This is a genomic window from Anaerotruncus sp. DFI.9.16 (assembly GCF_024461615.1).
In the GTDB taxonomy this organism is placed as follows: domain Bacteria; phylum Bacillota; class Clostridia; order Oscillospirales; family Ruminococcaceae; genus Anaerotruncus; species Anaerotruncus massiliensis.
This window is the reverse complement of the sequence record NZ_JANFZX010000009.1, coordinates 1-25,274: the sequence shown is the minus strand read 5'-3', so window position 1 is coordinate 25,274 and position 25,274 is coordinate 1. Positions and strand designations below refer to the sequence as shown.

Sequence of the window (25,274 nt, the reverse complement as noted above, 5' to 3'; positions counted from 1 at the left end):
GGCGGCCTGCTGTTATTCTTCGTCCGGGAAGGGGTAGTCGTCGTCATACCCTCCGGGGGCGTTGTCCCGGCGCGGGCCCCCGAGGAATTGCACGTCGTCCGCGATGCACTCGGAGACCGTGCGCTTGTTTCCATCCTTGTCCTCGTAGCTGCGGTTGTGCCAGCTCCCGATGACCGCCGCCTGCCGTCCCTTGGTGAGGTAGCGGCAACACAGGTCTGCGGTGTTCCTCCACGCGATGACCGTGATGTAGTCGGTGACGCGGTTGCCGTCCTTGTCCTTGTGGTCGCGCTCGACGGCGAGTGTGAAGCTGCAAGTCGTCACGCCGCTGCGGGTGGTGCGCCGCTCGGGGTCTCGGGTGAGGTTCCCGATGAGGATTACTCTATTCATGCTGGTACTCCTTCTCGATGAGCTCGGCGAGGCGCTTTCTGACCTGCTGCAGGGTGAGGAGCTTCTTCCGGGCCTGCTTCGTGGCCGTCGGCATCATGGCCGCGAGGCCGGGGGACAGTGCATTGATGACCGCCGTGGAGCCCTCCGGGGGATTGGCGGCCCGCTCTGCTGCTGCGATTTCGACGTCGAGGTCGGCCAGCAGCTTCGCGTCGCTGATTTGGGTGGGCAGGATGGCGGGCGGCGTCTGCTGCCGCCCTGCGAAAATTCCGCGCTTCTTCTTCATGGTCTTGGTCTCCTTTCATCCGACGTATTCTTTCGGTGGGGTCTCGTACTCCTCGCCGATTTTCTTCCAAAGATGGAGGCAGTACGGGTGCCTGTTGACGTACTCGCTGCGGGGCGGGTGGAACTGGACGACGCACTCCTCCTCTCCCCAGAAGATGTCCTTCACCATGCACATCTCCTCCCATGTGGGGCACCGGCGGGCTAGGCTGACGCTGACGTGCTCCCAGCCGCCTCCCCACGAGGCGATGACGGCGATGGCTGTGGGCTTGTAGCACGGGTGGTTGATATAGGCCGCGAAGCCGTCCTCTCCGCTGCTGACGATGCGGAGCCGGTAGTTGTTCTTAATTTCGGAAATTGGTCTCATAGCACCATCCTCTCAAAAAAGCGATAGATTTTTCCCGTATGCCATCTTCCCGTTTTGGCAGGGCACGTCCCCCTCTTTCTTGTAAAAAGGCCATCCGCTGCAAAGTACGGAGCCGTCGCTCATCTCTCCGTGCTTCCTGTCGCAGTCGTGGCACGAAGGCGGGCGCGTCCATGTCCGAGGCTTGAAGTGGGGGCAGGCCGTTGTGTCGGGGTATGCCCGGGTCTTCGTTCCGCTGCGCGGGAGGGCGCATATCGCCCCTTTCTTTTCATCAAAACCGAGAAACGGCGTTCTGTAAAACTTGCTTCCCGGTATAGGTTCCCAGGGCCCGAAGATGTGCCCGTCGAAATCCCCGAAAAATTCGCATTCTCCGCAGGTGTTCATCGCCCGTTCCCCCCCAGCTCTCAAATAAGCCCGTGAAACATGGCGCTTTTGACGTCTATGAAGCTGGTAAGCTCATACTTCTGCAGGGCCTTGATTTGCTCCTCCGTCTGGTACTGCGTCTCGTAGTGCCTTTCGATGACCTCGCAATCCTCGATGCGGGCAACGGTGGGGAAAGGGTAGCCGCACGGGATAAGGCGTCCGGCCTTGTGGTCTACGCCGCAGACCGTCCACGTCTCGCCTGTGGGGCGATGGAGAATAACGTCACTTGGCATGATTATCTGTCTCATGGCTTTTCCTTTCTACGCAGCGAGGGCAGAGGCACCGGCGTCCGCCGCCGGAAATTATCCATCCGTCCCTCATCGCCTGCTTTTGGACTTGGATTTTGCTTCCGCTGTCGAGAAAATCCTCACGGTATGTTGAAGAACACTCGTCACAGTCGATTTCGATGACGACATACTTCTTGACGCTCATGGTCTCCCTCTCAATCGAGCAGCAGCAGAACGCCGTTCCGGCCCAGCGGTACTTTGTAGGCCTCGAGCTCCTCCGGGGTGACGTACTTGTGGCCGAAGTGCGTCTTCATGTCACGCCAGACGTCCCACGGGACGCGGAAGACGTCTCCGCTGCCGAAGCCGGCGACGACGAAGCACATGGCCCCGGCGGCGAGGTGGTCGTCCAGCCGGGCGGCCTGCTCTCGGGTGACGCGGCTCTGCTCCATCTGGGCCGAGTGTGTGTACTTGGCCTCGAAGACGACGGCCCTGCCTCCCTTGAGGGTGCCCTTGTAATCCGGCTGCGCGGCCTTCTCGTAGTACGCGATGAATTTCCCGTTGCCGAGGTCTTTGGTGGGCCGCATGGGCTCTGGCGTCTTCTCGACTACGGCCTCGCCCCTCTGCTCGTAGTAGCGGAGGGAGAGGTCGATGTACTCCTCGAAGTGCTTGCCCTGCGCCCGGCTCACGGCCCCTTGGTACTGCTTCATCGGGTCTTTCTTGTGGGATGTCGGTCTGTGCGTTCTCTGCATGGTCTCTCTCCTTCGTTTGGCTTCTCCGTTGTGTATCCGCCCCGCATGGCGAGCTGGTGCTCCCGCACGAGCTTGTCGATGACGCGCCCGATGCTGTTGTAGCCGGCCATATCCGCGAGGTGGCGCAGGTGGTAGTAGCTCTGGGCCGTCACGACGACGGTGATGCGCTTGGTTCCTTTCCTCACAGCGGCTTTCCTCCTTCCTTCCAGTATTCGACGAAGTAGGTGTAGCTTTTGGAGGTTCCGCGCTTCTCCTTGGCCTGCCGGACGGCGTAACCGTTCCGGGCAAGTATCGTGACGAGGGTATCGCGGTCTGCGGCTGAAACACAGTCGATTTTCCTTCGCTCATCCACTGTTGTCGCCTCCTATCATGCCGGGCGGGTGCTCCCGGAGGATGTCGTCGCCCCAGATAGGCTTGAGGCTGTCCTTCATGAAGACCGCCGTGCCCGCCTCGCGGGCCTTCTTAACGATAGCCTCCACCCATTCCCGCTTCGGCTGCTGCTTCCTGCTTCCGGGGCCCGTCATGGCTCCGATGATTACCCATCCGACGCGCTCGAAGGGGTTTTCGCCGCCGGTGGCCTCGGTGTCGAAGGGCTCCAAAAGGGGCTCGACGCTCACGAAGGTGTTTGCCTTGTCCCAAAAGAAGAAAGGCATATCCGGGCCGGTGATGGTGGTTCCGTACCAGAAGTTCGGCTCCGTGGGGAGCTTCCCGGCGCTGGCGAGGTCGCAATACCGCTGCGGGTTCTTGGTGAGGAACAGGTAGGTGTGCCTCGGGGCCCGGCGGCAAGCGTCAAAGACCTGCTCTATCCAGTCGTCCGGCACCCAGCGCCCGAACAGGTCTGCCATGCTGCCGACGAAGATGGCGGCGGGGGTGAGGCGCTTCTCCGGGTATGTGAGCGTGTACTTGTGGAGCGTAGGGGCGAAGTTCTTGGGGTAAGGCGTCGAGCGCCGGTAATTTCCCTGCCAGTCCTTGAGCTCCGTGGGCTTCTCGACGACGTAGCAGTCCACTCCTTCGTTGATAAACGCCGTGATGCCGCTCTCATCTGGGAATTCGTCAATCTTGGGGCCGAACCGCGTTGCGATGCGCCGGGCGTAGCAGTAGGGGCAATCGTGCCGGCAGCCGGTGACAGGGTTCCATGTGTGGCTGCACCACTCAATTTTCGTCTTGTGGATGTTCATGCTGGGCCTCCTTCGCTGTTTCCGGGAAGTGCGCCGCCTGCCCGACGTACTGCCGGGCAAAGGCGCTGACGTACTGGCGGCGTTCCTCCTTGGAGGTAAAGGCTGCGGGTATCTTCTCGCGGGTGAAGCTGTCCATGAACCGCTTTGCCCGCTTCTTCAAAATCCGCCTGTTCATAAGGCGTCCTTGACGATGTCCGCAAGGTGTTCGAGCTTCTCCGTCTCCGCGTCTTCGTTTTTGCCGAAGATGACGGCGAGCTGGTTGAGCATGATGGACACGTCGGCCCGCTCCTCCGCGATGCTCTCGACAATGTCGTCGTAGTCCCCTTGGTTGAAGTCTTCGTGCCGGATGTACTTGAGGAGGGCTTTGGTGAGCTCGCTCATCTCCTCGATGGCGACGAGGATTTGGGCCCGCTCGCCGAACTTCTGCACCGCCGCCTTATAGAGCTCCTCCTCGCTCACCTCAATGGTGCTTTCGTCGTTCCCGTCCAGAGATACCGAGATGTCGGATTTCAGATACAAAGCCGGGCGGACGCCGTAGGAGCCGTTGTACGCGCTGTAGGAGCCGAGCGTCCCGTCCGAGTGCACGACGCGGACGAGGGAGGGGTAGCCTGCCCGCTCGGTGGAGTACGGCGTCGCCAGCCACCACCAGCCTTCGTCGCCGAGGGGCGGGAGGATGTCGCGGTGCTGCCGGTATTCCTCCTCGGTGAGCAGGCCCACCTTCGCCTTGACGTTCCCGTAGTCCTTGAGGCCGTCGTTGCTGGTGAGGTCGATGAACTGTTCCGCGACGGCCCCTTCTCCGAAGGCGTCCTCGAGCCTCTCGAGGAATTCCCCGTTGAGGTAGGCGAGCAGGGTGCTGACGCCTAGGTCGTTGCGGTTCTTCTCATCGAAGGCCCGGCGCTCGACGATGCCGGTGGAAACGATGTGTGTGACGATGGGTAGCCCTTGGCTGCTGTTGGTGTGACCCAGCACGAGCCACTGGATGCCCGCGCCGTAGAAGGTCTGCCCGCGTTTGAGGGTTTTGAGCTTCGCTTTCATTTCGTGTTACCTCCCGTTTTTGGTTTCTTGGTTTCCGGCTCGGCGACGCAGTTGCACCGCTCTGGCCCGTTGAGGCAGGGGTTCTTGCAGTTACCGTTCCGCTTGTAGCCGCAGTCGGCGCAGCAGAAATTCCCGTGCCGCCTGTCGCAGTTGAAGATTTTGCACATTCTCGGGGTAGTCTTGCTCATACAGCCGCCTCCCCGTAGGGGTCTGGTAGGCTCCAATCCCACGTCGCCCCGGTTTTCTCGTAGGTCTTGCGGAAATGGTTCCGAAGGCCGTCCCCCTCGAAGAAGAAGTAGTCCTCCGGGAGGGTTCTCCCGACACCTTCTGCGCCGCGCTGCTCTGCCTGCCACCTCTCGAGGACGTCTCTGGCGAGCGCCTCGAGCTCCGGCGTGACCGGCGAGCTCTCGTAGTAGGCAAACTGCCACGGCGTAGTGAGCACCTCCGCGAGGGTCTCCCCGTATGTACCAGCGTCCAGCCGGTTGAGGGCGCACCATGCGACGGCTGCTTTCTCTGCGTCGCTGGGGACACCTCTGGCCTCCGCCCAGATGGTCTTCGCCAGCATTTCGACGTCCCTCTCGGTGTAGAGGGGCTCCGGCGTGACCGCAGGAGGCGCCACAGAGGACACAGGAGGGCTTGTGACGTTGGGGCGGTATGTTTCCCCCTCCGGGGCGGCAGAGGACAGCCCGGGGAGGTCAAGGCCCGCAGAGGAGTACTCTGGCAGGGTGAGCAATCCTGCCGAAAACACAATCGCCACCAGCAGCATAGCCAGTGTGACCGCGTCCTTCACCTTGCTCATTCGTAATCATCCCTTTCGTAGCGGGCCTCAAGAGCCCTTCTTTCTCGCTCCTCGAGGAGCTTCGCTTCCGCGTCCTCTCCGCCGACCAGGGCGAGGAGGTCTCTGGGCTCCGCAAGTCGCCGGTAAAGAGCCTGCCGCTCCTCGTACCGCCGGTTCACTCCCTCGATGAGGCTGCGGGTTCCGTCGTCGAGCCCGGCGCTGACCGCCTCGATTTTCTGGCGGAGGCTTCCGGGTAGCATCGCCTTCCGGCGCTGCCGTTCGACCTTGTCTTCGTATGCCTGCATGAACGCCACTCTGTCGAGGCCCGCCTTTGCGGCGTGGCCCCGTGCGTATGCGACGTGCATGGCGTAAAGCTGCCCGTATCCGATGCTGTCCACCGCCTCGGCAATAGTCCTCGGGAGGGCCCGGTAGATGTCCCCGTGGTTGTACTCTCCCTCGGTGTCGAGGTACTTGGAGACGACCTCCCACGCTTCGTCCGGCGGTATGATGTCCGGGTGGGCGATGCGTGTCATAATCTCGCGTATCTCCGCGATGGACGGCGGCCACTTCGACGTGCTGATATGCTCCTTGACCGCAAGGGCAACGAGCCCGGCGTCGTCCTCGGAAAACATATCGGCCCAGATGGCTACCATCGAGCGGATATGCTTTTCGTCCCGGAACTTGTCGAAGTTCGGGTAGGCCGTCGTGATAATTCCGATGACCTTGATGGTCTCCTCCCGCGTCAATATCCGTCGCCTCCTTCTTCGCCGAGCATGGCCTCAAGGACGCCGAGGGTGTCCGGCCTGCCGCCGGGCCCCCGTGGGGGCGGCGGGGGAGGATAGTCCTCCGGCCCGTCGTACTGGTTCTCCCACGACTTGCTATTCAGCCATGACGCAGGGTGCGGGGTGTATCTGGTTTCCCGGAAGCGGGTGTCACACCGCTTGGCCGTCTCGACGGCGGCGACGATAGTGTCTGTGAGCTCCTCACTCGGTTCTATCTTCGCCCATGCCTTTTCGGCGTCGCCGATGCTGACCTTCCGGGGGTATATAGCCCAGAAGCGATTGAAGCGGGCCTCTTGGGTCTTGGACAGGGTGGACGGTTTACGCCTGCGGGGTCTGGGCGGCTCCTCCTCGCTAAAATCCGGGTCTACGCCGGGCGATTCGGGTGGCTGGCCCACATCATCCCCCGAAGGGGGGTAAGGGGGGTTATCCTCCTCATCCTCTTGCTTGTCCTTTCCTAATCCTTTATCCCTTCCTTTATCCTTTATGGCTTCGGGTTTGCTTCCGGGTTGCTTCGAGTTGCTTCCGTTTTGCTTGCTGTTTGCTTCGCGCTTGCTTTTGCCTCCCTTGCGGCCTGCTTCCGCTCTCGCCTTGCTCCTGTCAAGCACAGGCTTAACAAAGGCGAAGCAGCTCTTTGGGACGCCGGAGATGGTAGGCTCCGTGTCGTTGAGCGCGTACTCTATGAGCGCGTCGTAGAAGGCGAGGCGCTGTTCGTCGTCCAGCTCTTTCGCCCCTTCGTAGTAGCTGCGGAAGAACATGAAGCCTTCGCGTGCTTCATCCGGCACTTGGGTTCACCTCCTTTGGAGGAAGGGGGAGGCGGGCCTCCCCTCATTCCATAGACACGCTGCTGCCGTTCTCTCCGCCCTGCACGATGATGTTCTGCGGGAACCGCGCCTTCATGGTGGGGTCGTGGCTGATTGCGAGAATTCTCATTCCGGGGTTGCGGGCTGCCATATTGGCGAGGGCGTCCGCGTATGCCTCGGTGCCGTCGGCGTCGAGGAAGGGCGGTTCGTCGATGAACAGCATTCCGAGCTGTACGCCTGCCCGGCGGGCCTTGACGTCTGCGAGGCCGAGCGTGACGGCCAGCGCGATTTTGACCTTCTCGCCGCCGCTGTGGCTCTGGTAGGGCCTGCTGCCGCCGGTGATGCTGTTTATCCACACCTCGAGGCTGTTCACGATTTTCTGGGTGCTCTTTTGCTCCTTCTCGGTGCGGATGTCAACCGCCATGCGCCCGCCCGTCATGGCCGCGAGGATGTCGTTTGCCCGGTGCATAATCTCGGGGACGACGCCTCGGATTATCATGTACTGGATGCCGTCGAGCCCGAACGCCTGCACGAGCGTCTGGTAGTCGTTGAGGGCTCTGGCGATGGCCGTGATGTCCTTGCGGTACTCCCCGGCCTGCTCCTCTGCCTCGGCAATGGCGTCGAGCTTCGTTCTGGTGCCGCCCTTGCTGGCCGAGAGGGCGTTGACGGTTTCCGTGAGCTCCCGGCGGCGGGCCGTGAGGGCCGCCAGTGTGCAGCCGCCCGTTTCTGCTGGTATCTTGCTGCGGATGGCCGCCGCCTCGACGATGGCCGTCGCCTGTTTCTGCTTGAGCTGCTCGATGTCTGCCTCGAGAGAGGACACCTGCGGACGCAGGGCGTCCGATGTGGCCGATGCCGCCCTACACTGGGGTAAAGTGTCGGCCAGCGCCTTCTTCGCGTTTAAGGACGCTCTGGCGGCCTCTGCGCGAGTGTGGGCTTCGCGGTACTGCGGGAGGGCTGCGTTTGCCTCCTCGATGGCCTTCGTGGTCTCGCGGATGCGGGCCTCCTCGGTCTCGATGGTCTTGGTGAGCTCCTCGACGAGCGTTTCCGCTGCCGCAAGCTTTGGAGCGAGGCCGGCGAGCTGCCGGTGCCCGGCTTCCTCCGCCGCAATCTCCTCGAGCTCCGCTGCCGGGTCTCCGATGGCCGTATATGCGGCCTTCGCCTGCTGGAAGGCGGCGGTGAGCTGCTCGTACTCGGTCTTTGCCGCAGTGCGGTACCCGTTGAGCCCCTCCCGGAGCGTTTCGAGGCTGTCCTTTGCCGCAACGGCGTCTTTGAGGAAATTGCAGGTCGCGTTCTCCGGGGCCGGGCATCCGCTGTCTTCGAGCAGGGCCGCCCGTTTGGCGTAGTAGGCGATGCGCTCCTCCCGGCGGGAGATTTCCGCCTTGACCTCTGCGAGCTGGGCGTCTCTGGCCGCCTTTGCCTCGAGCACGGCTTTGTGGGCCTGCTGGAAGCTGCGGAGCCGGGCCTCTGCGTCCGCCCTCCGGGTGCCGAGGGCCTCGATGGCTCCCTGTGCCTGCCGGATGTCCTCACCCTTGGCGATGATGGCCTCTGCCTCCGCGATGGTCTGCCGGGCGCTTTGGATGGCGCGGTCTGCGGTGATGAGGGTTTTCTCCTTGTCGGCGATGCTCTGGATGCAGGCCCTCATCTTCTCTTCATCCGGGGCCGCCGCCTCGATGACGGCGCGGGCCTGCTCGACGGCTGCTGCCGCTTCCTCTGCTGCCGGAGCGGCTGCGGCGAGCGTCTCTGCGTTGGAGAGCTGCGCCTTTACTGCGGCGAGCCGGTTGCCCTTGTCGGTAATGTCGGCCCCCGTGGCCGATGCTTCTTGCTCCTTGGCCTCCGCCTGCTTGGTGAGTTCCTCTCGCATGGCCTCGCTGCGCTGCGCGGCGGCGATGGCCGTCTCGAGGGTCTCTGCCTCTTTCTGTGCGGCGGAGATTTTGTCGTCGTACTGCCCGAGCTCAGCTTCGAGCTCTGCCTTCGCGGCGATTTGCTCCTCGAGGACGGAGAGGCGCTCGCGGGTAGCGGCAATCTTCCGGCGCTGCTCGCTGGCCCCGTCCTTGGCAAGGCCTTCGAGCCGGCCATAGATGTCCAGCCCGAGGAGGGCCGAGAGAACTTCCATGCGCCTGTCGCTGCTGGCCTCGAGGAATAGGCCGTAGGCGTCCTGCCGGATGAGCGCCACGGAGCAGAAGGTGTTGCAGTCCATTCCGAGGACGCGCTCGATGCGGGCCTGCGTCAGCTTCATGGTGGTGTCGCTTTCGTCCAGCCATTCGCCGGTCTCGGGGTTGCGCCGGTGGATGGCGAGTGTGCCGCGCCCGCTCTTGGTTCTGGTGCGGATGACGCGATAGGTCTCCGCCCCCATGCCGAAGGTGAAGGTGATGGCCCCACTCTTGGTGCCGTCCCGCACCCAGCCGCCGATGTCTTCCTTTCGGGTCTGCTCATAGAGGCAGTCGGCGATGGCATCCATAAAGAGGCTGCTCTTTCCGACGCCGTTCTGCCCGTTCACCATAGCCATGTGAACGTCCGAAAAGTCGAATTCCGCCTCGGTGTAGCTGCGGTAGTTCTTGACCTCGATGGAGATGGGGGCGAAGTTGCCGGTGCGCTTGTCGGCGTCCCTGCCGTCGTCTGCCTTCTTGATGAGCGGGGCAGCGAGCTCCATGAGCCGGGCCGCCTCCTCCGGCGTGACCTCGAGCTTCTTGAGGTAGCGTTCGAGGGCCTCTGTGGAGCCTTCGTGCTCCGTGACCTCGCTTTCGCCGGCGACGTCTTCGACGTCCTCCGGGAGCACCTCTGCGACATAGAACGCGCCCGCCGCCAGCAGTTTCTTTTGCAGGTCGGCTTTGTTGAGGGCCTTTTCCTGCTCTGCGGTGCAGTTGTAGCGGACGCGGACGATGGCGTCCTTGAGCGGCTCCGGCGCTTCCGGGAGTTCTCCGCTGGCCGTGAAGGCGGTGACGTCCTCCGGCCCCATGCGGTAGGTGTAGTGCTGACGCTCCGGCGTCTGGTCGAACTTTGTCTCAACTGCGGTGCCGGGTTCTCCGACGGGGGAGGTGTAAATCCGATGGAGCCAGAAGCCGTGCTTGACACCTTCGTCGTTGAAGTTGAGCTGATTGGGGCTGCCGCAGTAATAGGCCGGGGTATTGCACGGGAGTTTCTGCGGGCGGTGGATATGTCCGAAACAGGCGAGGTCTACGCCGGTGCTGTCGATGGTCGAAGGGAGTATGACAACGTCCTGCCCCGCGAGGAAGGTGCTGCCGTTGTCGGCCTCGCTGCCGGCGACGGTGTAATGGGCCACGAGGATGCTCGGGATGCTCTTGTCGAGCTCCGTAGAAAGCCCGAGCAGAACGTCGTTGATGAGCGCGGTAGCGTTGCGGTTCTCGGTCTCCTTGTCCGCTCCGGGGCAGAACAGCCGCAGGCGGCCTTTGTCGAAGCCGGGGAGGGCCAAAATCTGAACCGGCCCGGCGCTGGTGGTGAGTTTCTCGACGCCCGGCGCGGTGTAGATGTGGAGGTTCTTTTCGTCCTTGGTGATTTCCCGCACAGTCTCGAAGGCGCGGGGATTGTCGTGGTTCTCGGTGCCGAACAGCAGGACGACGTGCTCGCTGCTGCGGCACAGAGGTCGGATGAATTCGGTGATGGCGTCGTTCACGTCGTCGAGGGCGGTGTCGGCCCAGACGCGGGAGCGGTTGAATAGGTCTCCGGCGATGATGGTGACGTTCGGCGTCTCCGTCGCGGCCCGCTGCGCGATGTACTTCATGCAGGCGATGGTGTCCTGTCTGCGGGCGTTTTTACCGTCCCGAACCGGCCCCGTAAGGTCTCCGAGGTGGATGTCGGCGGTGTGCAAAATCTTCATGTAAATCCCCCTTTAGCGAATGGTCATAGAGAGGTTGTAGATATACTGGCCGCATCTGACGCAGCGGTCTTTCTTCCTCCAAAATCCAAGTTTTTTCATTCCCCGGACGCTGCCGGTGTGGTGGATAGACGGATGGCGGTCTTTCTGTGCTTGGGTGAGGCGTTCGTACTTCATGACGGGGCTCCCTTCTTTTCGGAGGCGACGGTGAGGGCCACGGCGAGCTCATTGAGCATATCTCTGATGGCCTCGGCGTCCTCGACGAGCTCGCGGGCCGTGGCCGGGACACCGTTCTTCCCGCGCCCCTCAATCCAGAGCTCAACGTGCTCATCTACGTCGAAGCCGTCGGCGTACTCACGGACGTTCTTGACGAAATTCCCCTTCTGAACGCCGAAGATGAAGTCTTCTCCGGCGGGTGAATACTTTTCGAGCTCCACATAGTCTTCCTCCGGGTCATCGTGGACGCGCCAGTCGAGCGCCTCGCATACGGCGATGTGCTGCTCCGTCATGCTTATCGGCCTCCTCTCGCGGCCTTCTCCGCCTTCTGGCAGCGGGTGCAGAGGCAGCGTCCGAACTTGCGCTCGCTGTACCCTTTGATGTTCTCGGGCGTCCAGATGCGTCCGTCCTTTGCTCTGGTCTCGACGATTTGCTCTCCGCAGTCGTCGCAGAAGATGGCGTCCGGGTCATCGAAGTCCGGGGCGTCGTCCGGCTCCTCCGGCATACCTCCGGCCTCGTAGCCGCCGTCGGCTCCGTCGTCCGGGATGACTTCTGCCGTCGTCTGGGCCGCCGGGAGGGCTGCTCTCGGTGCTCCCGCTCCCTCGAACAGCATCCCCATCGACTGCAAGTAGTTGGAGGCGACGGCCTCCTTGATTTCCGGGGCGTCGAGGTTGGGGACGACGTGCGCGATGATGAAGGGTTTGCGAAGCTCCGGGAGGGAGTAGGTCGCCGCGAGGCCGAGGGCTGCGCGGAGTGCCCGCATGAATGCCTTGCTTTCTGCCATCGCCGTCCGATGTGGGAGGAACCGCTTGTATTGGGCCTCCGTCATGCTCTCCTTTTCGGCTGCACAGTCGATTTCCTTCGTCGCCTTCATGAGGCGGAAGCCGCCGGAAGGCTCCGGGACGCGGATGGTAACGGTGACGGCAACGTCGTAGCGGGCCGGGCAGGTGCCGCAGGCTTTGGGCTTCCCGACGGCGCGGGCCATGTCTACGCACCTCTTGCAGCCGTCCGTCATGCCGCTCTCGGTCTCGACGATGCTGATGTTGGCCGCTGCGGCCAGCTTCATGCCGCCGACCTTGGTGATGGCGTACTTGCCGCTGCTCTTTTCTCGGTAGATGTCCTTGCTGTTCTCCGGGTCTGCCACGTCGAGCTGAACCTTGTTCACGATGATGCGCTGCAGGTTGCTCATGACCTGCATGGTGGTGACTGGGATGAGGACGTTGAACTTGTCCGGGGGATATTCATTGAGCTGGACAATGGTGCCAGTGATGTTGTTGTTCATGGTGGTCTCCTTCCTTGACACACGGCTTTCGCCGTGCTATACTGACCGTAGTTTCATTTCACAAGGGCCGTTTCCGTTGCAGCGGGGCGGCTCTTTTCCGTCTCTCGGCTCATCGCCCAGAGAAGCATATCGGTAATAGTCTCCTCGAGGGAGCGCAGAAACGCGAGTGCGGTGTCGAAGTCTGCGCGTTCCATGTGGTCTACAATTCCGTCGTCGGCAATGCTTTCGAGCTTGTCGGCGATTTCTTTTGCCTTCTGGAGCCTCTGGCTGACGCGAAGGGCGGCCCACGGAAGGTCGCGGTCTACTGCCCGCTTGCCGGTCTTCTTTCCGACGGGGCAGCTCGCGCAGTAGCGGAGCATGATGTCGGGCCTCTGGTAGCCCTCCGCATATCGGATGATGTCGTCCGGGGAGACAGGTACGTCGCCTCGCTCATGCCGCCCTATGGTCTCGGGCGAGTAGTTGAGCTTGATGGCCGCCGTGTCTCGTGACGCATATCCGGCCTGCAAACGTGCATCGCGGAGATAACTTTGGGTAGCGGATGCTGCGGTTGTTGCCACGCTGTTTCCCTCCTTTCTGGGGTATAATTGGGTTGAGCTTGAGGGAGGGCCCTCAACAGCCATAGCGCCCGAGGGGCGTCACGGTGGCGGTTGCCATCCAGTCCTCGACGGTGCTGCCGGTGTCCGTTCGGATTGTCCAGTGCGTGTTGTGCGCCGTCTTGAACGTGCCGGAGAAATGCCGGAGGAGGTGAAGCATTCCGGGGTCGTCTTGGTCTACCCAGAGGGAGAAGTTCGGGTATCTCGAGCCCTCTGCTTTCTCGAGCTCATAGACGTGCCTATAAACCGCTTCCCGGCGAGCCGTCATATCCGGGTCGTATTGGAATTCATCGCCGTAGTTGAGGCGCTCTGTGCCTTTTGGGGAATATCCGTCCCGGAATACGCGGTAGCCGCCCAAGTCCGGGCAAACCGCAACGGCGTCGAAACTGGCTCCGAGGTCGTTCACAAACTTCAAAATGCTCTCGAGGGTGTAGCCGATGCGGGCCCTACGCTCGAACGGGAGGATGTGCCGGTTGCAGTCGTCGTTTCTGTCGTCGTCGGTGACGTAGTGAAGGTAGTCAATCCAGCCGTAGTAGGTAGGCTCGAGGCCGAGCTTCTTGTTTTCCTTGCCGATAGTGCCGCAGATGATTTCGAGGTAGACCGCTGCGGCCCCGTCGTGAGGCTCCCTGCAAGAGCATCGTGGGTGTTTCTTCTCGAGGTCGAGGTGGAATGCGGTGCGGATGCGGCAGTTGCCGATGGTGGCCTTGCTGCTGTCTGCTCCGCTCCATCCAGCTCCCTCGAAATAGAGGGTCTTGCTCATCTCACTGCCCTCCTTTATCGACGGATGGGTGCCGGGGGCGGAGTGGTCTTGCCGATGAAGCAGTTGCCGCAGTACTTCCAGTTCTGGCCCTCCTTGACGAAGGTTGGGAAGGTGCCGCGCCAATGGCCGGTCTCCGGGTCAAATTCATGGCTGTACGGCTCGCCGACCTGCAAGAAGCCTCGCTCCATCTTGGCGGGGGGAAGGACGTCGCGCATATCATCGACGATGCGCTCCTCGACGTAGTCTCCGGGCTGCGCCGCCTTGCTAAAGTCCCCGGCGGCCTCCCAGTCCGAATAGGTCACGATGCGCCGCTCGCTCTCCTCCGGCTGCTGCTTGCAGTCGCAAATTTCTCCGGGGTCGAGGGCCGCTCCGCAGTGGTCGCAGAAATAGTTGTGCATGGTCTGGTCTCCTTTCGTCTCTGACGGCCCCCGATGGCCGTCCAGCCGCGAAGCTGCCAACCGAACAAGGGGGCGATGATGATGTAAACGGGAATAAAAATCTCTCCGCCGGGGAGGCCGGTGCGGGCCCCGAGGGCGTCGATGCCGAGGATGATGAGCCGGGCCGCGATGGCCCCAATGAGGATGAGGAAGGTCATGCGGTAGAAGGGTGCGAGGCGCTTACTGGCCTGCCGCCTTGCGCGTCGCCTTGGTCTTTCCATTGTGCTCTCTCCTTTCCTTGGTCTGCCGTGGAGGTTGGTCGAGGAGCTCATCGCCGCAGTAAAATTTCTCACAGAACCGGCGGCGGGGTACTCTCCCGGCGATGGTCTCATAGCCTTCCGCCTCGAGCTCGCGGTTTATCTTCCGCATAATCTGGTAGGCCTTCGACTGTGAGATGCCGAGGATTTGCATGACGTCCTCCACGAAAAGAAATTTCGCTGTGGTGCTTCTCATCGTGGGTGCGCTCCTCTCTTTAGCTGCTGGCCTTCTGGGCCTCGTAGTCCGCCATGAACTGGCGAACCTTGGGGATGAGCTCATGCCCGGCGCAGCGGCCAGTCGTACACTCGATGAGGGTGCTGCGCTTGACGTCTGCGCCGGTTGCGACATCCCGATAGGTGAGGCCGTAGGTGGCACAGAAGGCCATGAGCTCGACGCCGAAGTCGTTCTTGGGCTTCTTCCGTACTGCCATTGTGGGGTTTCCTCCTTTCCTTCTTTGTGCGCCTTGCGCGTTTGGTGTTTCTGTGGTAAAATGGTTCAATGGATGGGTGTGTCTGGCCGTTCGTAGTAGGCCGGGTCGTATTTGGCGGTCTGCTTGATGATGAGCTGGAATTCGGAGCCGTCCTCCATCTGAATGAGGACGCCTTTGTCGGTGTCGCTGATGCCTGCGTCCTTGAGGGTCTTGCAGATGGCTACCTTGTTGAGGACGGTGTCCTCAAATCCGTAGAACCGGGCCAGCAGATACCAGAGGCCGTCTTGGATGATTTCTTCGCTCACGGTGTTCACCTCCTCACAAGATGGGCTTGCCCTCGCGCCGGCAGGCGCGGTAGTAGTTGATGAGCATGACGAAGTCTCCGGGGCTAATGAAGGCTTCTTCGTCTGGGATGCTTTCATGGTCGCCGTGCTGGTCTTCGATGACGAGGAGCGTCGCCCCGTCGTGCTGACGCTGCACCAGCTTCATCTTCCGCTGGTTGTTGACCTCGAAAGAGATGGTGTTCATTCGTCGTCGCCCTCCTCAAGGTCTTCCGACGGGATGATGGTGCGCTCGGTGATGTTCCCGTAGGTGTAGCCGTTGTCGTTGCGGAGATAGACGGGGAGGTCTTCGTCGAAGTCCGAGAGGATTTCGATGAGCTCGCCGACGGTGAGGGTCTTGCCGCAGCCGTCCGGGGAATAGCCGCTCCGGCGGCCTTCGATATAAAGCGCGTTCATGGTGTTCTCCTTTCTGCGGGCCGGGGTTATTAGGCCCGGCCCTTGGCGGTGTTTACTCTCGTCAAGACTTCCGTCCAGTGGCTCAAGTCCGCCTTGGCGGCTCGGTGGTCTTTGACAGCGTTCCTAAATGCTGCGCTTTCCGGCTGGTCTGCCACCTCGACGATGCGGGCGGCTGCGTCGTTGACCTCTTTCCCAAGGTCAGCAACCGTTTTCGAGAGGAGGCGGGAAATGTCTGCGAGGTCGTCATCTGCGAGGAGGCGGCTCTTGAGGGATGCTATTTCTGCGTCCTTCTCCTCCGCGATTTGGTGCGCTGTGGCGTGAGCTGCCTCGTAGTCCTTTTCGCTCTCCGCGAGCTTGTCCCGGAGTTCTTCGATGGTGCCGTTGGCGTCGTTGAGCTCTCTATCCGAGGTCAGCCAGCGGTCTTTCATGCTTAAGGCCCAGTCGTTTTCGATGTTGGCCTCTGCATCCTTGAAGCATCCGTCAAAGGCGGTGGCGATGTAGCTGTCCGGGCCGAGCTCATCAACGATTTTGCGGATTTTCTCGAGGGCGGCCCGTTCCTGCCGCTTGGTGGCGGGGGCATCGCTGCTCACGAGCTCTACGCTGGTGATGGTGCCGTTCCCGTGACGGTAGACCTCCTTGAAGTCTCTCCGGGCCTGCGCCTCGCTCGGAGCGGTGAAGTTGTCCGAGCCGACGGTGCCGTTCTCGCGGGTGAAGGTGATTTTGTAGGTGTTCATGTGGGCTCCTTTCTCATGCGGCGGGCCTTGGCGGCCCGTGTATGGTGGGCGGTTTTGGTTGCCTTCTTCGTTTGGTGTGCTTTAATTATAGTCCGCATTTGAGGATTTGTAAAGCCCTTTTTCGGATTTTTTCAAAAATTTTTTCAGCAGGCGTCCTCGTCTGCGGATTGGAGGAGCTAAAATGACGATTTGTGAGAGAGTTTTCTCCCTCTTGGCCTCTGATGGCCGAGACCAAAAAGACCTCGCCATGCACATCGGCGTTTCGACGCGCACGGTGAGCACATGGAAAACGCGGGGGACAAATCCGGGGGCCGAGTACATCGCCGGCATCGCGGAGTTCTTTAGCGTTTCCACCGACTACATCCTCACCGGGGAGGAGCGGCAATACTCCGTCTCCCCGGCTGACGAGGAGGTCTTGAGCGCCTACCACGCCCTCAAGAGGCCGGAGCAGGTCTATATTCTGGGCGAGATGTACCGCCGGGCCGGGCTGGTTCCTTCGCAGCCCGCCGGCGATGAGAGCAAAAAAGCTGCCGAGCCCGAGGCTTCCATCGGGTCGGCAGGGTGATTTATTTGGATTACCCTCTTGGAGGTGGTGACGAGTGAAGGTTGGGTATCTTCGCTGCGCGGCCTGTGGGGCCGAAACAAATTGTGTCGAGCTGACCGCCGGGCTCTGCCCGGCCTGCAAAGATGAGCGCGTCCGGGAGCTCTCGCTCCTTCACCGCCGGTATGACCGTGCTATTCTGGCCGGAGACCTCTCCGCCGCTTCGCTGGCTGCCGATGAGGTGGAGGGCTATGAGCGTGTCTGGGGGCTCCGGCTGCTTGCTGCGCCCTCTGTGGCTCAAATGCGCCGCGCCATAGCTGGCGCTTCGGAGGGCGATGCCTATGGGGCTTGAACAACAGGTATGGTCGCTTTCCGACGGGAAAAGGCTGCGGGAGGTGAAGGCTCCGAGCGAGAAGCAAATTGAAGACTTGCTCGCCGCGAACATCGAAATTCTCGACGCCGGTTGGCTGGTGATAGGCCGGCAGGTGAAGACGGAAGGCGGCGGCTTCATTGACATCCTCTGCATCGACCAGCAGGGGGCCTTGGTGGTCGTCGAGCTCAAACGTGAGCTGACGCCTCGAGAGGTAACGGCGCAGGCCCTTGACTACGCTTCCTGCGTCTCCGTCTTCACGGAGGCCCAGATAGCCGAGACCTACATGGCATACAGCCGGAAACTGGGGCGGCCCGAAACGCTTGACAAGGCGTATGAGCGGAAATTCGGGATGAAACTGGACGCCGACGCCTTCCGGGGCGACGCTGGCCGGAATGAGGTGAAAATCGTCGTCGTAGCGACGCGCATGGACGGCAGCACCGAGCGAATCATCGAGTATCTGTCCGAAGCCTTCAAGGTGAATATCAACATCCTGTTCTTCTGCGTCCTCGAGTACAACGGCTCCTTGCTGCTGTCTCGGGCGTGGCTCCGCGAGCGCGAGGAGCTCGCTGCTGCGCCCGCCGTGGGCCGCCGTGAATGGAATGGGGAATACTTCTTCAATTTCGGCGACAGTGAGAGCCGCAGATGGGAGGAGGCCCGGAAGTACGGCTTCATCTGCGGTGGCGGTGGGAAATGGTATCACCAAGTCATTTCCTCTATCGAGCCGGGCTCGCGGGTCTGGGTTCGCATTCCGGGCTCCGGCTACGTCGGCGTCTGCACCGTCCGCGAGAAGGCTGTCCCGGCCCCGGAGGCGGTTCTCTCCGTTGATGGGAAGGACGTCCCCTTCCTTGAGCTCCCGCTCAAGGGCCATTATCATCGGGACAGAACCGACTATGACGAGCAGGAATTTATTGTGAAGGTGGATTGGGAAGTCTCCGTCCCGAAGGATGAGGCTGTTCACGAGTTCGGCTTCTTTGGCAATCAGAATATCGCCTGCCGCCCCACGGCTCCGAGCTGGGAGTTTACCCTTGACCGCCTAAAATCTGTCTGGGGTCTCCGTCGGGATGGAGGTGGTGCCGATGCCAGTTTACAAGGATGATGAGCGCGGGACGTGGTACGCCTCTTTCTACTACACCGACTGGCAAGGCCGCCGGAAACTCAAGAAGAAGCGCGGGTTTGAGCGCAAGAAGGACGCGCAGGAATTCGAGCGTGAGTTCCTTGCGAAGCAAGAGCGTTCCTGCGATATGACCTTCGCCTCCCTTTGGGCGCTCTATTGTGAGGATATGACTTCCCGCCTGCGGGAAAATACCCTACAAAGCAAAAAATACCTCGTAGAGCGGCACATTCTGCCGTTCTACGAGGCTCTAAAGGTGAATGAGATAACTCCCGCCCATGTGCGAAAATGGCAATCTGAGCTGCTGTCAAAGGGGTACGCGCAGACCTATGTGAAGACGATAAATAATCAGCTTGTGGCCGTGCTGAATTATGCCGTCCGCTACTACGGCCTGCCTTCAAATCCCTGCCACGTCGCCGGGAGTGTGGGCCGAAAGAACGCCGACGCGATGAAGTTCTGGACGAAGGAACAGTTTGAGGCTTTCCTTGCCTGCGTGGAGCGCCCTTCTGCCCGCGCCGGGTTCTCCTTGCTGTTTTGGACAGGCATCCGCATCGGGGAGCTGCTCGCGCTTACGCTCAATGACTTCGACTTCGAGAAGAAGACGCTTTCGGTCTCAAAGTCCTTCCAGTCTATAAAGGGCCGGGAGGTTATCACCGAGCCGAAAACGCAAAAGAGCAAGCGCGTTATCCCTCTGCCGGACAAGCTCTGCGCCGTGGTGCAGGAATACACCACGCGCCTCTATGACTACTCCCCGGACGAAAGGCTTTTCCCGTTCACAAAGTCCTTCTTTCACAAGGAGATGGAAAAAGCCTGCGCGGCCTCCGGCGTCGAGAAAATCCGTCTGCACGACCTCCGGCATTCTCACGCCTCGCTGCTCATAGAGATGGGGGCCCCAATACTCCTTGTCTCTGAACGCCTCGGGCATGAGGACGTTGAGACTACCCTTCGTACCTACGGGCACCTCTATCCGAACAAGCATGAGGACACCGTAAAGAAGCTGGATGACCTCATGAAATAGCCCCTTCGGCCCGTGGTATTACCGTGGCATTTGGGCCTTTCGGCGGCTTGCCGCTGGCATTACTTTGGTATGAAAAAATCCTCGGGAGCCGTGCAAAAAGTCCGTATTTGAAGTAATATATGTAACAAAACGCGGATTATAGAGCGTCAAACGAGGGTTAACAAACTTCATCCGTAGAGTGGGAATAAATATTTAGCGTTTTCTGAATCCTGAAAAGCGATGGTAATACAGCGTTTTTCAGGATTTTTCTTTTTTAGTGGCTACAAATCGGCTACATTTGCAGCGATTTTTGTAGCCAGAGGCTCACGGCATGATGCCGTCAAGCTGTCTGGCTACCTCCACCTGCTTGTTGGGGTACAGGTGGCTGTACGTGTCCATCGTTGTCTGCACCTTTTCATGTCCGAGCCGCTCCGCGATCAGCAGCGGAGAGAAGCCCATCTCCACCAGCAGGCTGGCGTGGCTGTGGCGAATGTCATGCACCCGTATTCGCTTCACACCTGATGCCTTGCAGCCATACTCCATTTCGTGATACAGAAAGCTCTTGGTGTAGGGAAAGAGCCGGTCGTCCTTTTGCAGCCCGTAGCAATGGGACATATACTCCTGCAAACAGGTGCAAAGACCGTCGGGAATGGGGAGGGTACGGTTGCTCTTGGGCGTTTTCGGCGTGGTGATGATGTCCTCTCTGCCGAGACGCTGATAGCTCTTGTTTACCGTCAGGGTCTTCTTCTCGAAGTCGATGTCCGACGGTGTGAGTGCCAGCAGCTCTCCCTCCCGAATCCCCGTGTAGTACATGGTCATGAATACCGTGTAGCTGGCGGGACGGTCTTTCATAACCTCAATGAATGTCTGAAACTCCTGCCTTGTCCAGAACAGCATCTCATCGGCGTGTTTCTTACCCATACTTCCCGCTTTGTGGCATGGATTTTCTTTCAGTCCATAGTACTTGACTGCGTAGTTGAAAATTGCCGTAAGCTGGTTGTTGATGCACTTGAGATAGGTTTGAGAGTAGGGCTTGCCACTTTCATCGCGGTAGCTGGTCAGAGAGTTCTGCCACTGGCGCACATGGGTAGGCTTGATCTCGTTCAGCGGGATTTTCTTGAAGAAAGGCGTTACCTTCAGGTCGATCAGCCATTTCTTGCTGGCAACGGTGGAGGGCTTGAGGCGGTGCTCCATATCCTTGACATACAAAGCGATGAAGTCACCGAAGGTCATACCGAGGCTGCCCGTGGATTGGCTGATGAAGTCACGTTCCCATTGAAGGGCTTCCTTTTTGGTGGCGAAGCCGCGCTTCTTTTTGTGGATGGTCTTGCCTGTCCAATCCGTTACCCGGATCTGCGACATCCAGCGACCGGTGTCGCCGTCTTTTGTTACTGACATTTTTACCTCCTTCCCTCAAGAATCAGGCTTTGATAGGGGTTATTCACTCGTTACTCTCGCTTTTGCCGTATTCCTTTTCCAAAAGCTCCGTCCGTCTTGCGATCAGTTCGTCACGGTCAAGTTCTTCCGGCTCTGTGCATTTGACTGCGTTCGCGGCATAGTATGCAAGCGTCTGCTCCTTCCAGCGCTTATATGCTGCCTGAGTGGAGTTATAGGCGCGAAGCTCGCTGCGCTCATCCTCCCATTGCTCAAGGAACAGGCACATATCTGCGTTGAACTCTGCCGTGCTCTTTCCATCAAAGGAAACCGAGCACTCCCATTGTTTGCTGCGGGGCGGCTTCTGCACATTGATCTTGAAGTCGATGCCCTCTACCGTTTCCAGCTTAAAGAGGAAGTCCACCACGTCGGCAAGCGTCCTGATCTGCGTCGTGCTGGATTCATACCCAAGAATATAGGTTGAGGTCGTGTCCAGCAGGTCTGCGATCTGATTGACAACGGCAATCGACACTTCAATCTCTCCGGTTTCGTACTTCTGTACGGTGCGGAGGGATTTTTTCAGCATTTGTGCCAGCTCGGTCTGGTTCAGCCCCTTCCGTTTTCGGAGTTGCTTGATTCTCTGCCCGATAGCGGGATAATCGAAATTGTCCATATCTGATTCACCTCGTTCATATCATACCACAGAATAAAGCGAATTGCAAGTACATATTTTTATTTCGTAAAGGCTTGACAGATGCATCTTGTATGCGTATAATAAATATGTACTTAGGATACGCCTTTTGACAGAGCTGGCAGAGTTAAAATGAATGGAAGATGCGTAATCCAAGAAAAATACTTTGAAACAGGAGGTACTATGAGAGCACAGTTTATCACAGCGTCAGAGGTGGCGGAGATCATGGGCATCAGCCGCAGCAAGGCATATCAGATCGTCCGGGAGATGAACAGAGAACTGAAAGCCCAAGGCTATCTGACCGTTGCCGGAAAATGCCCTGCCCAGTATTTCAAGCAGAAGTTCTACGGCTTCCAGATTCCCGGAGGTGAACGCAATGATGAAAAATGAGAAAACGACCGCCCTCATCCCATCTGTTGGCGCAGATGGAGGGCAGCCGCCTCACGATTCAACTAAACAGAGGATACCACATGAAACCTGCGAAAGCAATCCCCCTGAGGAAAATATTGAGGAAATGCGTGAGAAAATCCGGCGCATGAACGATCCGCGTTATCTTCATACGGTTTCCATGACAGAGCTGTATCAGACCGCCTACAAGAGCAGACCGCCCGTCATAGACGGTCTGCTTTACTCCGGGGCATATATCCTCGCAGGAGCACCCAAAATCGGAAAGTCGTTTCTGGTAGCGCAGCTTGCCTATCATGTCAGCACAGGGCGAAGGCTGTGGGGCTATGAAGTCCATCAGGGTACGGTTCTGTACCTTGCACTGGAGGATGATTTCCAGAGAATCCAGAGCCGAATGTTTATGATGTACGGCGTGGCGGATACCGCCAGCCTGCATTTTGCAACGGCAGCAAACAAAATCGGAAACGGTCTTGACGAGCAGCTTGAGAATTTCATAAAGGAACACCCCGACACGAAGCTGGTTATCATTGACACCATGCAGAAGATTCGGGAAGCCGGAGGCGAGGCTTACAGCTACGCCAGCGACTATGAGATCATCGGCAAGCTCAAGCGTTTTGCGGACAGACACAGCATTTGCATCGTTACCGTCCATCACACAAGAAAGCAGCCAGCCGGGGACAGCTTTGAAACGATCTCCGGCACAACAGGACTTCTCGGTTGTGCAGACGGAGCACTCCTGATGCAGAAGAAGAAACGGACTGCATTGGAGGCCACGGTCGATGCGGTGGGGCGAGATCAACAGGATCAGATTCTATATCTGAAAAAAGATGCCAGCACGCAGATATGGAGCCTTGAACGGACAGAGAACGAGCCGTATCAGGAGCCGCCCGACCCGGTATTGGATACGGTTTCCCAGCTTGTTTCCTTCGAAAGCAGAGAATGGACAGGCAGTCCGACCGAGCTTGCGGAAGCGGTGAATACAGGCATGGCGGCAAATGCCCTCACCAAATACCTGAACGTAAAATCCGGCAGGCTACTGGACGAGTACCATGTGAAGTACGAGAACAGAGCAAAACACTCCGGGCGACAGGTGAAACTCACCTATATGGTAATCGACAATGTAGAGTACGAAGTAATCGAATGAGGACGGCGCGACGGCTGCGACGGCTGCGACGGTTGCAACGGTTGCAACGGTGAAAATGATACTGTCAGAGCAACCGTCGCTATCGTTGCGACCGTCGCGGAAAGGAAAGGATAGGAAAATGAAAAGCGTACAAATACCCTATGATCTTTTCATCGACCTCGCCATGTACCATCTGCGGGGTGATGATGATTTCGAAGAAGAAATCCGGCAGGGCTTAGAGCAGAAACTTGACGCCATGCTGAACCGGCAGCTCTATTCCCGGTACAAGACTGCTCCCACCGAAGAGGAACGGGAACAGGCAAGGCAGGAGTATCTTGACCGACGTGGAGTGCCGCAAAGCTATCGCTGGACTACTCCTCCTTGGGAGCTGTGACAGGAGCGTGCCACGCTCCTGTGGCTGGCAGACAAGGCAATGCATTGGCTGCTGTCCCCTCGCGTCCCCCGTCCCCATCGAAAAATCCGCAGAGTTTGAGATGGATGTGGGCAGATGATTATGAGCAGGAGTCGCCTGCAAATAAGCTGCTGACCACGCCGGTTTTTGCGGTTTGTATCTACACTGCAAACTGCAAAACCGGCAGAGGCTTCCGCAGAAGCCGCATACCCCCTCGGAGAGCCCACGATACTTTGCAGCCGCAGGATGAAAGTATCATAGTGGGTTATTACACTTCCGCAGAAGTGCCTCCCCGAAAGCTGCCCCGTCCTGCACAATCTGAAATCAGGAGGTAAACTGCCTATGGCAAGAGGCGACGGTATTCACCGTACCAACGCAAGAAATATGAGGCTGACCGCTGCCAAAATCGGCAACGTGCAACAGCACAACGAACGGGAAAAGGAATCCTATGTCAATCAGGATATTGTACCGGAGAGGACACAGCTCGACGTCCATTTCAAGCAACCGACGGGAAGTTATGCCGAGATGTTCCAAAAGCTGAAAGAGGACGGCGTAATCTCCACCCGTGGTCTGAAAGAAGACGCTTTTCTCTACGGCGAACTGATCTTTGACGTAAACACCGCCTACTTTCACAACCACGGCGGCTATGACTTCGCAAAACAATTCTACACCGACGCATACAAATCCGCAATAGAAATCGTAGGCGGCGAGCAGTACATTCTCTCTGCGGTCATGCACGCCGACGAGCGCAACCGCGCCATGTCCGACGCGCTGGGGCAGGACGTGTACCACTATCACCTTCATGTGGTCTATATCCCCGTCGTGGAAAAACAGATTCTATGGACGAAACGCTGCAAGGATAAATCGCTGGTGGGGACGGTCAAGGAAACGATACAGCAGGTCAGCATGAGCAAAAAGTGGGATTCCAAGCCCGCGCTGGACGAGCATGGGAAACCGCTGCTGAACGCAAACGGGAAAACTGTGCTCCGAAAATCCTATTCCGTTCTGCAAGATGATTTCTTCGCTGCCATGCGAAAGGCAGGGTATGACGATGTGGAGCGAGGCGAACGCGGCAGCTCCGAGGAACACCTGACTGTGACGCAGTTCAAGGTGCAGCAGGAGCATGCACGGTTGGCAGAACTCACAGAGCAGAACCGTCAGCAGGAAAAACAGGCAGCAACGCTTGGGAGCAAAATTGAAAAAATCCAGAATCAGCGGGTCGATGTGCGGTCTATCGAAAAAATCGTGGCAACGTCCATTCCCTTCTCATCCAAAGTTGCCGTGGAGCGTGAGGACTTTGACCGACTTTCCACTCTGGCAAAGAAGTACGTTACAGCAGAGAAAAAGGAATCCAAACTGCAAAAGGCGGTGGATGCGGCAAACAAACTGATTGCAAAGCTCAAGGCTGAGATTGACAGTTTGAAACAGGAAATTTCTGATTATAAGTCTGTCCACAGCAAGCTCCGTGCGGCAGAATTGGAGCGTGAAAATACGGAGCTACGCGGGAAAGTCCGCAGCTATGAGGATGTAATTCAGCGTAATAATCTGTGGCGATTCTTCCATCCGCTCAGAGAAAAAGCGGTCACGAGGGACGAAGCTCGCTGATTCCTGTGTAGAGCCGGAAAAAACGCATTTTATCGAATGGGAGCGCGTCGGACAGGGCAGACATCGTCCGGCGCGCTCCTGTTTGAAAATCGCCATTTTTCCCAAGTCAAGAGCCGAAGAAAATCCCCGAAAAACACCCCTATTGCGTGACAGAGCCGCAGAAAGGATAAGCCTATGAGAACAGGACCTACCAAGCAGGAAAAGACCACCGAAATCTATTTTGACGAGAAAGACCCCACCATCTTCATCCGCACCCACAACACCGACCTCAAAAACAGGCTGACCGCATACAGCCGCAAACACCCTGCCGTCTGCAAGCTGACGGACGTAGACCCGGACACGGGCTGCAAGGAATTTGAGA

At 59.1% G+C, this 25,274-nt stretch carries 39 protein-coding genes; 9 read left to right on the top strand and 30 right to left on the bottom strand.

The features are described from left to right. Window positions 1-12: 12 nt before the first annotated feature. The 28 genes from NE609_RS05960 to NE609_RS05825 all read right to left on the bottom strand — a co-directional run bounded on the left by NE609_RS05960 (window position 13) and on the right by NE609_RS05825 (window position 16,281). Window positions 13-387 (bottom strand): single-stranded DNA-binding protein, encoded by a 375-nt coding sequence (locus tag NE609_RS05960; RefSeq protein ID WP_087301519.1) that lies wholly within the window; start codon window positions 385-387, stop codon window positions 13-15. Next, the gene (locus NE609_RS05955) at window positions 380-670 is read right to left on the bottom strand and encodes a hypothetical protein (RefSeq protein ID WP_178627657.1); all 291 of its coding nucleotides are present in this window, start codon (window positions 668-670) and stop codon (window positions 380-382) included. Before NE609_RS05955 ends, NE609_RS05960 begins: the two co-directional genes overlap by 8 nt. Window positions 671-685: 15 nt before the next feature. Beyond that, window positions 686-1,033 carry a hypothetical protein gene (locus NE609_RS05950; protein ID WP_178627627.1) on the bottom strand — a complete coding sequence of 116 codons (348 nt, stop codon included), beginning with the start codon at window positions 1,031-1,033 and terminating at the stop codon, window positions 686-688. A gap of 401 nt (window positions 1,034-1,434) precedes the next feature. Then, complete coding sequence (locus NE609_RS05945; RefSeq protein ID WP_256152005.1) at window positions 1,435-1,686, bottom strand: hypothetical protein; 252 nt, start codon at window positions 1,684-1,686, stop codon at window positions 1,435-1,437. Then, on the bottom strand, window positions 1,676-1,885 hold the full coding sequence (locus NE609_RS05940; RefSeq protein WP_178627661.1) for a hypothetical protein: 210 nt from the start codon (window positions 1,883-1,885) through the stop codon (window positions 1,676-1,678). The genes NE609_RS05945 and NE609_RS05940 overlap by 11 nt, the downstream gene beginning before the upstream one ends. A 10-nt stretch (window positions 1,886-1,895) precedes the next feature. Continuing rightward, window positions 1,896-2,429, bottom strand: coding sequence for a Holliday junction resolvase RecU (locus NE609_RS05935; protein ID WP_256152004.1), 534 nt, complete (start codon window positions 2,427-2,429; stop codon window positions 1,896-1,898). After that, window positions 2,384-2,614: a hypothetical protein gene (locus tag NE609_RS05930; protein ID WP_178627663.1), complete on the bottom strand. Its 231-nt coding sequence runs from the start codon at window positions 2,612-2,614 to the stop codon at window positions 2,384-2,386. Before NE609_RS05930 ends, NE609_RS05935 begins: the two co-directional genes overlap by 46 nt. Then, window positions 2,611-2,781, bottom strand: a complete 171-nt coding sequence (locus tag NE609_RS05925) for a hypothetical protein (RefSeq protein WP_256152003.1) — start codon at window positions 2,779-2,781, stop codon at window positions 2,611-2,613. The genes NE609_RS05930 and NE609_RS05925 overlap by 4 nt, the downstream gene beginning before the upstream one ends. Then, entirely contained in the window at window positions 2,774-3,607 is an 834-nt protein-coding gene (locus tag NE609_RS05920) for a DUF5131 family protein (protein ID WP_256152002.1), read from the bottom strand. Before NE609_RS05920 ends, NE609_RS05925 begins: the two co-directional genes overlap by 8 nt. Beyond that, a complete protein-coding gene (locus NE609_RS05915) occupies window positions 3,582-3,782 on the bottom strand; it encodes a hypothetical protein (RefSeq protein WP_178627667.1) in 201 nt (66 codons plus the stop codon). Before NE609_RS05915 ends, NE609_RS05920 begins: the two co-directional genes overlap by 26 nt. Further along, a complete protein-coding gene (locus NE609_RS05910; protein ID WP_256152001.1) occupies window positions 3,779-4,642 on the bottom strand; it encodes a DUF6273 domain-containing protein in 864 nt (287 codons plus the stop codon). The genes NE609_RS05915 and NE609_RS05910 overlap by 4 nt, the downstream gene beginning before the upstream one ends. Continuing rightward, entirely contained in the window at window positions 4,639-4,830 is a 192-nt protein-coding gene (locus NE609_RS05905) for a hypothetical protein (RefSeq protein WP_148337962.1), read from the bottom strand. The genes NE609_RS05910 and NE609_RS05905 overlap by 4 nt, the downstream gene beginning before the upstream one ends. After that, window positions 4,827-5,441, bottom strand: coding sequence for a cell wall hydrolase (locus tag NE609_RS05900; RefSeq protein ID WP_178627671.1), 615 nt, complete (start codon window positions 5,439-5,441; stop codon window positions 4,827-4,829). The genes NE609_RS05905 and NE609_RS05900 overlap by 4 nt, the downstream gene beginning before the upstream one ends. Next, window positions 5,438-6,166 carry a replicative helicase loader/inhibitor gene (locus tag NE609_RS05895; RefSeq protein ID WP_178627673.1) on the bottom strand — a complete coding sequence of 243 codons (729 nt, stop codon included), beginning with the start codon at window positions 6,164-6,166 and terminating at the stop codon, window positions 5,438-5,440. Before NE609_RS05895 ends, NE609_RS05900 begins: the two co-directional genes overlap by 4 nt. Next, window positions 6,163-6,984 (bottom strand): DUF6291 domain-containing protein, encoded by an 822-nt coding sequence (locus NE609_RS05890; RefSeq protein WP_148337968.1) that lies wholly within the window; start codon window positions 6,982-6,984, stop codon window positions 6,163-6,165. Before NE609_RS05890 ends, NE609_RS05895 begins: the two co-directional genes overlap by 4 nt. A gap of 43 nt (window positions 6,985-7,027) precedes the next feature. Further along, on the bottom strand, window positions 7,028-10,837 hold the full coding sequence (sbcD, locus tag NE609_RS05885) for an exonuclease subunit SbcD (protein ID WP_178627676.1): 3,810 nt from the start codon (window positions 10,835-10,837) through the stop codon (window positions 7,028-7,030). A gap of 12 nt (window positions 10,838-10,849) precedes the next feature. After that, window positions 10,850-11,011, bottom strand: a complete 162-nt coding sequence (locus NE609_RS05880; RefSeq protein ID WP_178627678.1) for a hypothetical protein — start codon at window positions 11,009-11,011, stop codon at window positions 10,850-10,852. Beyond that, entirely contained in the window at window positions 11,008-11,343 is a 336-nt protein-coding gene (locus tag NE609_RS05875; RefSeq protein WP_256152000.1) for a hypothetical protein, read from the bottom strand. Before NE609_RS05875 ends, NE609_RS05880 begins: the two co-directional genes overlap by 4 nt. Before the next feature lie 2 nt (window positions 11,344-11,345). Further along, on the bottom strand, window positions 11,346-12,332 hold the full coding sequence (locus tag NE609_RS05870; protein ID WP_148337973.1) for a hypothetical protein: 987 nt from the start codon (window positions 12,330-12,332) through the stop codon (window positions 11,346-11,348). A 53-nt stretch (window positions 12,333-12,385) separates the two neighbouring features. After that, window positions 12,386-12,889 carry a helix-turn-helix domain-containing protein gene (locus NE609_RS05865; RefSeq protein ID WP_178627680.1) on the bottom strand — a complete coding sequence of 168 codons (504 nt, stop codon included), beginning with the start codon at window positions 12,887-12,889 and terminating at the stop codon, window positions 12,386-12,388. Between the two features lie 52 nt (window positions 12,890-12,941). Continuing rightward, a complete protein-coding gene (locus NE609_RS05860; RefSeq protein WP_178627682.1) occupies window positions 12,942-13,685 on the bottom strand; it encodes a hypothetical protein in 744 nt (247 codons plus the stop codon). 14 nt (window positions 13,686-13,699) lie between these two features. Then, window positions 13,700-14,083 carry a hypothetical protein gene (locus NE609_RS05855; RefSeq protein ID WP_256151999.1) on the bottom strand — a complete coding sequence of 128 codons (384 nt, stop codon included), beginning with the start codon at window positions 14,081-14,083 and terminating at the stop codon, window positions 13,700-13,702. A gap of 219 nt (window positions 14,084-14,302) precedes the next feature. Beyond that, window positions 14,303-14,575: a hypothetical protein gene (locus tag NE609_RS17775; RefSeq protein ID WP_338108036.1), complete on the bottom strand. Its 273-nt coding sequence runs from the start codon at window positions 14,573-14,575 to the stop codon at window positions 14,303-14,305. Window positions 14,576-14,594: 19 nt separating this feature from the next. Next, a complete protein-coding gene (locus NE609_RS05845; protein ID WP_148337981.1) occupies window positions 14,595-14,810 on the bottom strand; it encodes a hypothetical protein in 216 nt (71 codons plus the stop codon). Window positions 14,811-14,875: 65 nt separating this feature from the next. Then, entirely contained in the window at window positions 14,876-15,115 is a 240-nt protein-coding gene (locus tag NE609_RS05840) for a hypothetical protein (protein WP_087302422.1), read from the bottom strand. Window positions 15,116-15,128: 13 nt separating this feature from the next. Beyond that, window positions 15,129-15,338 carry a hypothetical protein gene (locus tag NE609_RS05835; RefSeq protein WP_148337983.1) on the bottom strand — a complete coding sequence of 70 codons (210 nt, stop codon included), beginning with the start codon at window positions 15,336-15,338 and terminating at the stop codon, window positions 15,129-15,131. Continuing rightward, window positions 15,335-15,547: a hypothetical protein gene (locus NE609_RS05830; protein ID WP_178627684.1), complete on the bottom strand. Its 213-nt coding sequence runs from the start codon at window positions 15,545-15,547 to the stop codon at window positions 15,335-15,337. Before NE609_RS05830 ends, NE609_RS05835 begins: the two co-directional genes overlap by 4 nt. Before the next feature lie 29 nt (window positions 15,548-15,576). Then, window positions 15,577-16,281, bottom strand: coding sequence for a hypothetical protein (locus tag NE609_RS05825; RefSeq protein WP_178627686.1), 705 nt, complete (start codon window positions 16,279-16,281; stop codon window positions 15,577-15,579). Between the two features lie 181 nt (window positions 16,282-16,462). Between NE609_RS05825 and NE609_RS05820 the strand changes: the two genes are divergently transcribed. The 4 genes from NE609_RS05820 to NE609_RS05805 are packed head-to-tail and all read left to right on the top strand — an operon-like array spanning window position 16,463 to window position 19,324. After that, a complete protein-coding gene (locus tag NE609_RS05820) occupies window positions 16,463-16,846 on the top strand; it encodes a helix-turn-helix domain-containing protein (protein WP_178627688.1) in 384 nt (127 codons plus the stop codon). A gap of 34 nt (window positions 16,847-16,880) precedes the next feature. Next, window positions 16,881-17,174, top strand: a complete 294-nt coding sequence (locus tag NE609_RS05815) for a hypothetical protein (protein ID WP_178627690.1) — start codon at window positions 16,881-16,883, stop codon at window positions 17,172-17,174. Next, complete coding sequence (locus tag NE609_RS05810; RefSeq protein WP_178627692.1) at window positions 17,164-18,291, top strand: endonuclease NucS domain-containing protein; 1,128 nt, start codon at window positions 17,164-17,166, stop codon at window positions 18,289-18,291. Before NE609_RS05815 ends, NE609_RS05810 begins: the two co-directional genes overlap by 11 nt. Continuing rightward, window positions 18,272-19,324, top strand: a complete 1,053-nt coding sequence (locus tag NE609_RS05805; RefSeq protein ID WP_087416240.1) for a site-specific integrase — start codon at window positions 18,272-18,274, stop codon at window positions 19,322-19,324. Before NE609_RS05810 ends, NE609_RS05805 begins: the two co-directional genes overlap by 20 nt. A 303-nt stretch (window positions 19,325-19,627) precedes the next feature. Here the strand turns inward: NE609_RS05805 and NE609_RS05800 are convergent, their stop codons facing one another. After that, window positions 19,628-20,701: a site-specific integrase gene (locus tag NE609_RS05800; RefSeq protein WP_238054470.1), complete on the bottom strand. Its 1,074-nt coding sequence runs from the start codon at window positions 20,699-20,701 to the stop codon at window positions 19,628-19,630. Window positions 20,702-20,744: 43 nt separating this feature from the next. After that, entirely contained in the window at window positions 20,745-21,350 is a 606-nt protein-coding gene (locus NE609_RS05795; protein ID WP_238054471.1) for a helix-turn-helix domain-containing protein, read from the bottom strand. 201 nt (window positions 21,351-21,551) lie between these two features. On the opposite strand from NE609_RS05795, the gene NE609_RS05790 reads away from it, so the two are divergent. The 5 genes from NE609_RS05790 to NE609_RS05770 form a co-directional block, all read left to right on the top strand. Further along, window positions 21,552-21,758: an ICEBs1 excisionase gene (locus tag NE609_RS05790; RefSeq protein WP_238054472.1), complete on the top strand. Its 207-nt coding sequence runs from the start codon at window positions 21,552-21,554 to the stop codon at window positions 21,756-21,758. Further along, window positions 21,745-22,917, top strand: a complete 1,173-nt coding sequence (locus NE609_RS05785) for an AAA family ATPase (RefSeq protein WP_238054473.1) — start codon at window positions 21,745-21,747, stop codon at window positions 22,915-22,917. Before NE609_RS05790 ends, NE609_RS05785 begins: the two co-directional genes overlap by 14 nt. 118 nt (window positions 22,918-23,035) lie before the next feature. Beyond that, entirely contained in the window at window positions 23,036-23,290 is a 255-nt protein-coding gene (locus NE609_RS05780; protein ID WP_238054474.1) for a complexin-2, read from the top strand. Between the two features lie 360 nt (window positions 23,291-23,650). Continuing rightward, the gene (locus NE609_RS05775; RefSeq protein ID WP_238054475.1) at window positions 23,651-24,913 is read left to right on the top strand and encodes a plasmid recombination protein; all 1,263 of its coding nucleotides are present in this window, start codon (window positions 23,651-23,653) and stop codon (window positions 24,911-24,913) included. A 174-nt stretch (window positions 24,914-25,087) separates the two neighbouring features. Then, window positions 25,088-25,274, top strand: a 187-nt coding sequence (locus NE609_RS05770) for a hypothetical protein (protein WP_256151998.1), incomplete at its 3' end; no start/stop codon positions are given.